General features: G+C 49.5%; 1 other RNA gene. It reads right to left on the minus strand.

Going from position 1 to position 394, the window contains the following annotated elements:
* Window positions 1-216: a transfer-messenger RNA gene (gene ssrA, locus A3729_RS10930) on the minus strand; the annotation flags it as partial.
* Window positions 217-394 lie beyond the last annotated feature (178 nt).

Consider the following 394-nt stretch of genomic DNA (forward strand, 5'->3'; position numbering starts at 1 on the left):
GTTCTGAGTGACAGTCATTAGCGCGATACAGGCACCTTGCTAAAGACCGTTAGGGCCGTAGCCCTAAAAGTGCTTTTTCACTGCTTACGCAGCTAGTTGAGCACCGTAGTTGTCATCATTTGCAACTATGAGTTATAGCGATTGGAGTACGAGTGCCACTATACACTCGGCATGCACCTTTGGTTTTGTTACCAGCGTCGAAGCCATGTCGTCCCCGTAACTTTTACCAAGATTAAGCGTCTGGCTTCGACTGCGTCGAGTCCCGGCCAGCGGGCGGAGCCGCTGTCGCTTATGCCTTTTGAAGGCCAAGAAATTGGCTTTCAATTTGAGACAAAACAGGCATAAGCCCATGTCGTCCCCGTAACTTTTACCAAGATTAAGCGTTTGGCTTCGA

It is taken from the genome of Oleiphilus sp. HI0043 (assembly GCF_001634935.1).